Source organism: Dehalococcoidales bacterium (assembly GCA_028716225.1).
GTDB lineage: Bacteria > Chloroflexota > Dehalococcoidia > Dehalococcoidales > UBA5760 > UBA5760.
On sequence record JAQUQE010000051.1, the window covers coordinates 1 to 7,161 of the forward strand.

The following is a 7,161-nucleotide window of genomic DNA, read 5'->3' on the forward strand; positions in this document are numbered from 1 at the left end:
GAGCGCATTGAGACTCTAGAGCATCGCAAAACATGGGACACGACAGCCTCTGCCATCGCGGGCGTTATTGGCGGCGCATTGGCGTTTATCGGCTCGAAACTGTTCGGATGGGGGGGGAACTAAACCATGTCGATAGTATCGGATCTCATGGGCGGAGGAGCTTCGGGCATCCTCCAGGGCATAGGACAGGCGGCGATAGGCATCCGGACAGCGTTAACCGGGGAGGCGCCGTTAGATTCCAATAAACGTGCCGAACTCGTAGCTCAAGCCGCGCAAATCGAGAGTCAATTAATCCTCGCTCAAATCGCAGTCAATAAAGCGGAAGCCGAGAGTCCGTCGATATTCAAGGGCGGCTGGAGGCCCGCAGTTGGCTGGGTCTGCGTAACTGGGCTCGTCTATTCGTTTTTTCTACAACCATTACTCCCCTGGACGGTGGGTGTGCTGCATTCCACGCCGGTTGCTCCATTACCAACACTGGATACGTCCACGCTCATGACGTTGCTGCTAGGCATGCTCGGGCTAGGCGGTATGAGGACGTTTGAGAAAGGGCGCGGGGTTTAAGGGGGGGGGTGGGGTATGCGAATAAATCTAGATGATATGTCACTAGAGGTCGCGAAACATATCGCTAAAATCATGTCGATTACTGACGCTCTGAGAGACGAGGGAATCTACGAAAGAATACTGGCGAAGCAGCTAAAGGCGGAACTCAAGGCTAAAGCGACGAAGACGATAAAAATAAAAGGGCGGGTAGACCCGGAGACTCTACCAAGATGCGTCAAAATCCTCGCCACCACCACAGCAAGCCAGGGCGAAGAATGCTCGGGCGGAGGAGAGACCGTATTGCAATGGCAGGAACGAGCCTGGGACGTGCAAAGCAAAGCCAGAACCGATGCACATAAACTGCTAGGGCATTATCCGGCGGATAAACTCAGGGTCGATTCGTACGATCACGAGACGGCGCTGGACGAGTTGGATATAGACGATGACGAATGATGGACTCGCACCGAAAACGCGTAAGAATTAGGCTCCGTGATGATTACAGGTACTATGCCAGGCATTGCCTATGGATACGCACAAAGAGCGGCAGCATCGAGCCGTTCGTTCTCAATTCGGCACAAGAATATCTGCATTCGCGGATTGAGGAGCAAAGAGCGAGAACGGGGCGGGTTCGGGCGATTATCCTCAAGGGCAGGCAGCAGGGCTGCTCGACCTACGTTGAGGGGCGGTACTATTGGCGGGTCACCCATCGGCGCGGAGTTAGGGCGTTCATTCTCACGCACGAGGACCCGGCGACGCAAAACCTGTTCGAGATGGTCAAGCGATTCCACAACAACTGCCTGCCGGCCGTGCGTCCGTCTGCCGGGGTTGATAACGCTAAGGAGCTGACGTTTGACAAATTGGATTGCGGATACAAGGTCGGTACGGCAAAAACCAAGGGCACAGGCCGGAGTTCCACAATCCAATTCTTTCACGGGTCCGAGGTGGCGTTCTGGTCGAACGCCGACACTCATGCAGCCGGAATTTTCCAGGCTATCCCCGACGAGAAGGATACCGAGGTGATACTCGAGAGCACCGCTAACGGTATGGGTAATTTTTTTCACCAGGCATGGCAAGACGCGTCTGCCGGCAGATCTGAATTTATTGATGTGTTTATCCCGTGGTACTGGCAAGCGGAATACCGTAAGGCCGTGCCGGAGGGGTTCGTTCTCAGTCCAGAAGAAGGCGAGTATATGGACGCCTATGGATTGGATCTCGAACAAATGGCGTGGAGGAGAGCGAAAATCGTGGAACTAAAAGATCCACTGCTATTCAAACAGGAGTACCCGGCGACTCCCGCGGAGGCATTCCAGGTTACGGGCGAGGAGACACTAATAGCAAGCGAGTGCGTATTACGAGCGCGAAAGTACGCCACCAACGAAGCGCATGGTCCGGTAATTGTCGGGTTCGATCCGGACGCCGGCGGAAAAGACGGAGCCAGCTCAATCTACCGTAAGGGCCGGGTGGCTTTTAATCTTACCCGCTACCGCGGTAACGACGCTATGGCGCACGTCGGAGCGGCTAAAGTCATGCTGGACGATAACGATCCATATGTGGACATGATGTTTATTGACGGATCTGCGGACGGGGTCATATCTAGGCTGTGGGAAATGGGATACCGGCGGCGGGTTAGAGCCGTTAATTTCGGAGGTGCTGCGCTCGCCCCCCAAAAGTACAAAAACAAGCGCAACGAAATATGGGGATTAATGAACGATTGGCTAAACGATGAGCTGCCTGTCTCGATACCTGACGATGATACGCTCCACGCTCAATTAGTCTCGGTCAGATTCAAATACGACTCAAATCATAACCGTGTAATGGAGAGTAAGGAGGCGATGCGCAACAGGGGTATTCGCTCACCCAACGACGCCGACGCCCTGGCTCTCACATTCTCGGAGCCGGTTCGTAGCGTTTCCGAATCCGACACTATGCAGCATTCGAACGCACCAAAGCCTTCGGGTAGTTACTGGAGCGACCGACGATGAGGATAAAAGTTTCGTTTCTAGACCAATTCCACAAGGTGCTCAGCGAGAAAACTATTGGCCCGAACGAGTTGGTCCTAATGCCTAAAAGCGGGTTCTACGTCCGCATTGAGGTACTGGCAGATGAGCAGTAAAAAAGACCGGGTTGATGAGTATATCAATAAGTACCAGACGCTGAAGGGAGAGCGAGAGGCGTCGATAGAGAGCATCGGCCTGGATGTCTCCGAATATATCGTACCGTCTCGCGGGCGATTCCCTGGAGACGATAAAAAACCCGACCGCATGCACGGAAAGCGAGGATCGAAGATATTCGACCCAACCGCTCGAAACGCTCACAGTATTGCCAACAACGGCATGCATTCCGGCCTAACTCCTCCGTCCAGGCCGTGGTTTAAAGTAGGTCTGCAAGATGAGGATCTAGGAGACTGGGGACCGGTTAAGAGGGTTTTTGATGCACTTCAGAGGCGCCTTTATGCGCAGTTTAGGCGCTCGAACTTCTATAGCTGCATGCATTCCGGGTACGGCGAAGTACTGGCGTTTGCGAATAACCTAATCGCTATGCGAGAGTTTATCCAGGGAGGGTTTCATTTCAAGCCGTTTACATTCGGTGAATACTGGTGGGCACGCAACGAACGCGGCAACGTTGATACGGTATATCGTACCGAATGGATGTACGCAATCCAAATGATTGAGCGGTTCGGCATCGATAAGGTATCGAGCCGCGTCAGGGATGCAATGGAGGGGCGCAATAAAAAACCCTATCTGCCGGTAGAGTTGCTGCACGTAGTACAACCCCGCAGCGATTACGATCCCAGCCGCAAAGATGCGCTCAATATGCCCTACGAATCGATTTGGATTGAGCTGGGGAACGACCGGGCTATTGTCAGCGAATCGGGATTCGAAACATTTCCGTACGCGGCCGGGTCCTGGCTGCTGGTCGGATCAGATCAATACGGGTGCGATTCTCCGGGAATGCAGATACTACCGGACGTGAAAATGTTGCAAGACCTCGAAGAGTCGTCATTAATGGCGACTCACCTGGAACTAGATCCCAGCATGCTTGTGCCCGCCTCGCTGCTTGGTAGCCCGATCCGCAAGACCGCCGGAGGGGTGACTTTTTACGACGGACAGCCCGAAGGAATCCGGCGTCTGTTTGAATTTAAATTCGATATTGCAGCCGGAGAAGCGAAAGCTCAGGCGGTTAGAGACCGAATCCGGCACGGGTATTACAACGATATTTTTATGATGATTTTGCAAAACGATCAGAAAGGAAATGTTACCGCAACGCAAATACTGGAGATGCAGGGCGAGAAGATGTTGCAATTAGGTCCGTTCGTCGAGCGGCAAGAAGATGAAATCCTAGATAAATTAGTAGTGTTCGCTGTAGAGCGAATGCTTAAGAGACCGTGGCTGTACGACCTACCGCCACTTCCGGAAGAACTTGAGGGCGCGGATTACAAGGTGGAGTACATCAGTCTCCTCGCCCAAGCGCAACAGATGATAGGTATCAGAGCAATAGACGATACCGTGCAGTTCGCCACAGTCGCCGCGCAGATCACGCCGGAGATTCTGGACAATTACAATATGGATGAACTGGCGCAAGAACGCGCTCGATTGGTCGGCTTGCCCGGTTCCGGTGTAAGGTCGGCCGAGGAACTAGAGCAGATACGCAAGCAGAGAGCGGAGGAACAAAGAGCGATGCAGCAGGCTCAAGTCGGCATGGCTGCGGTCGAAGGGGCCAAAAAACTGGGCGATACCCCCTATAACCCGGAAGAGCCGTCTGTGCTGACCGAGCTTATGTCCGGGCTGGGAGGCAGCGCATGATTCAGACCTCCAAGGAACGCCTGCAGAAACAAGACGAACGGCAGCAATTTATCGATTCCATGTCTATACGGCATGATTTCGAGCTAACGTTCGGAACCCCACACGGAAAGCGAACGCTGGAATATCTCATGGAACGCGGCCACCTACTGGAATCAACGTGTACGGGAAACGCCTGGAGTCATTTTTACGAAGGTGAACGGAATTTCGTGCTCAAGACAATCGGGTCAATGATACCGGGGCTACTCGGTGCAGTATTCGCAGAGGTGATGAGCCAAAGACAATATGAGGTCGATACCGCCAGGGCGCGGATAATCGACGGTGAAGAAAGGACGTGATTATGGATCAGGATACATACATCGGCGGAAATCCGACACAGGGTAACACCGACGCGGGCGATACCGGTGGGGCAGGAACCACGTGGTTTGATTCGCTTCCCGACGATGTTCGGTCGAACGAAGCGGCGGCCGGGTGGAAGGATAAGGCGCCGGGTGATCTTTTAAAGGCTCACCTGGATTTAGAAGGTAAATTGAAGTCGGCTCTCGTCGTGCCTGGAGATAACGCCACCCCGGAAGAGCGGGCCGAGTTCGACGCTAAGATGCGGTCGTTTATGGGCGTACCGGAAAAAGCCGAAGACTACAAGCTGAGCATGCCGGAGGGCGTACCGGCCGATGATCCTATTGTAGGGGCACTAGTGCAGCAAGCCCACGCTCAGGGACTCAATAACGCGCAGCTAAACGGTATTCTCGGAAACATGACCAAGGCTATCGCGGAATATAACGAAGCCCAAAAGATGGCGAATCAAGAGGCTGTGAAGGGTTTATGGGGAGCTAAATACGAAGAGCGCATTAATCGAGCGATTCTTGGCATGGAAAAAGCGGGGGCCAGTGCGCAGTTAACCGCAGAGGAAATATCCGACCTCGCAAAACAATTGCCGTACCATCCCCATATAGTGCGCATTATGGACGAAGTCGGAAGACTGTACTCGGAAGATTTTGTCTCCGGGGGCCGAGCGAATCCAGGAAAGGAAATGGGTAAAACCGCGGGGGGAACTCCTCAGTTGGAATTCCCGTCAATGCAAAAGTAGAGTCGCACTCTCAATAACCTCGCGCAACTAGCAGGGCGCGGGACTCCAAGACCGTCGGGATGACGGACGAAAGGAGATTCAAAAATGAGCACTATAGCCATACAGAACCAGCTCACTATGTTAGAGCTGGCGAAAAACATTGCACCGAACGGGCAACTGCATAAAGTTGCCGCCATTCTCACACGCGTAAACCGCATATGGGATGATATCCCCTGGTTTCAAGCGAACGACATTTTCTCGCACGTTTCCGCGCAAGAATACAGCGAGCCCGAGGGGGAACTTCGCACGTTCAACGACGGTGTGGGGAATGTTAGTGTCGAGACGCAGGAAGTTCGGGATATCCTCTCGATGATGGAAGCATACTCTGATTCGGATAAAGCTATGGTTGACGCTGCGCCGAATCCTCAAGCGTTCCGGAACGGACGTGCAGCGCGAATCCTGCGAGGTATAGGCAAGTCATGGATTGAGTTGCTCTTCTACGGCAATAACGGAACGAACAGTAAGTCGTTCAATGGGCTCGCCGTCCGCCTGAACTCGCTAGCCGCAAGCGCTAACGTAATAGGCGCGGGCGGTACAGGCAGCGATCTTACTAGTATCTATGTGGCCCGTTGGGGAGAGGGTGCCGCCTGGTGCGCATACCCGCGGGGTTCATCTCTCGGGCTGGAACATAGGGACCTGGGCGAGATAACGGCCATTACCGCCTCCGGGAAGAAATTCCAGGCGTATCGGGATTGGTTTAAAATCTACGGCGGTCTTGTGGTTGAGGACCCGAAAGCTATCGGTCGTCTCGCCAATATCGAGACATCCGGCACGACCAACACCTTCGATGAAGACCTTTTAATACAACTCTTGAATCAAATGAGCCCAGACGAAGATTTCTCGTCTATGGGTATTTACTGCAATTCGACGATCAAGACTCAGATGGAAATCAGACTGAAAGACAAAACCAACGTAAACTACACGATGGATCAGGGCCTAGCGCCCGGCGGAGTACTTAAATTTAAGGGTATTCCCGTCCGGCTGTGTGAATGCATCCTGAACACTGAGGACGCTATTAGCTAAGCGGGCCATCATTAGAAAGGAGCTAAAACGATGAGCATTAAAGACGCACTGCTTACATTCAGCGACGCGCAAGCACTTACGGCTACGGCGGATTCGGAAAACATTATAGACCTCGGGGCCGGTGAGGATGCATGGGGATCTACCGTTACTGCGCCTGAATTTGCGCAAGGAAAGCCCATGTGGCTTAACGTGGTGGTCCAGACGGTTCTTGACAGCGCCGGAGGGGCTGCAACTCTTACCACGACACTCTACACCGGGGCCACGACTGGAGCCATTACTACAGCAGCACTTGCTACCGCTGCTATTGCCGAGGCGAGTCTAGCCGCGGGCTACTGTATCCTTTCAGTTCCATTGCCTATGGGTTTGTCTCGATACCTCAAGCTAACATACACGGTCGGCACGGAAGATTTCACGTCGGGAGCAATCGACGCATGGATTGGTTTTGAACCGTATAAAGCGGCATAGGAGGCAATAAATGAAAGTTCGATTAGCAGGCAAGGCTTGGATCAAGGGCAGGCTCTGCCGAAAAGGTGAAGTAATTGAAATGCAAGACGGCTGCAAGCCGCCCAAAGGTTCCGTTGTTATTGATTCACCCGAACCCAAAGCACCGCCGGTAGCCGCTGGCGGGAAAAAATAAGGAGGTTGAACCATGAGCGTAAAACTTATAGATCC

The 7,161-nt window shown here is 53.3% G+C and carries 9 protein-coding genes; all 9 read left to right on the plus strand.

The features are described from left to right. Positions 1-126: 126 nt before the first annotated feature. A complete protein-coding gene (locus PHI12_12455; protein ID MDD5511601.1) occupies positions 127-561 on the plus strand; it encodes a 3TM-type holin in 435 nt (144 codons plus the stop codon). A 15-nt stretch (positions 562-576) separates the two neighbouring features. Then, positions 577-993, plus strand: a complete 417-nt coding sequence (locus tag PHI12_12460) for a hypothetical protein (protein MDD5511602.1) — start codon at positions 577-579, stop codon at positions 991-993. Next, the gene (locus PHI12_12465; protein MDD5511603.1) at positions 990-2,522 is read left to right on the plus strand and encodes a hypothetical protein; all 1,533 of its coding nucleotides are present in this window, start codon (positions 990-992) and stop codon (positions 2,520-2,522) included. Before PHI12_12460 ends, PHI12_12465 begins: the two co-directional genes overlap by 4 nt. A gap of 120 nt (positions 2,523-2,642) precedes the next feature. Continuing rightward, a complete protein-coding gene (locus PHI12_12470; GenBank protein MDD5511604.1) occupies positions 2,643-4,343 on the plus strand; it encodes a portal protein in 1,701 nt (566 codons plus the stop codon). Continuing rightward, a complete protein-coding gene (locus tag PHI12_12475; protein ID MDD5511605.1) occupies positions 4,340-4,678 on the plus strand; it encodes a hypothetical protein in 339 nt (112 codons plus the stop codon). The genes PHI12_12470 and PHI12_12475 overlap by 4 nt, the downstream gene beginning before the upstream one ends. A gap of 2 nt (positions 4,679-4,680) precedes the next feature. Next, positions 4,681-5,427, plus strand: a complete 747-nt coding sequence (locus tag PHI12_12480) for a hypothetical protein (protein ID MDD5511606.1) — start codon at positions 4,681-4,683, stop codon at positions 5,425-5,427. A gap of 84 nt (positions 5,428-5,511) precedes the next feature. Next, positions 5,512-6,489, plus strand: coding sequence for a hypothetical protein (locus PHI12_12485; protein ID MDD5511607.1), 978 nt, complete (start codon positions 5,512-5,514; stop codon positions 6,487-6,489). A gap of 30 nt (positions 6,490-6,519) precedes the next feature. Further along, complete coding sequence (locus tag PHI12_12490; GenBank protein ID MDD5511608.1) at positions 6,520-6,954, plus strand: hypothetical protein; 435 nt, start codon at positions 6,520-6,522, stop codon at positions 6,952-6,954. A 10-nt stretch (positions 6,955-6,964) separates the two neighbouring features. Then, positions 6,965-7,126: a hypothetical protein gene (locus tag PHI12_12495; protein MDD5511609.1), complete on the plus strand. Its 162-nt coding sequence runs from the start codon at positions 6,965-6,967 to the stop codon at positions 7,124-7,126. Positions 7,127-7,161 lie beyond the last annotated feature (35 nt).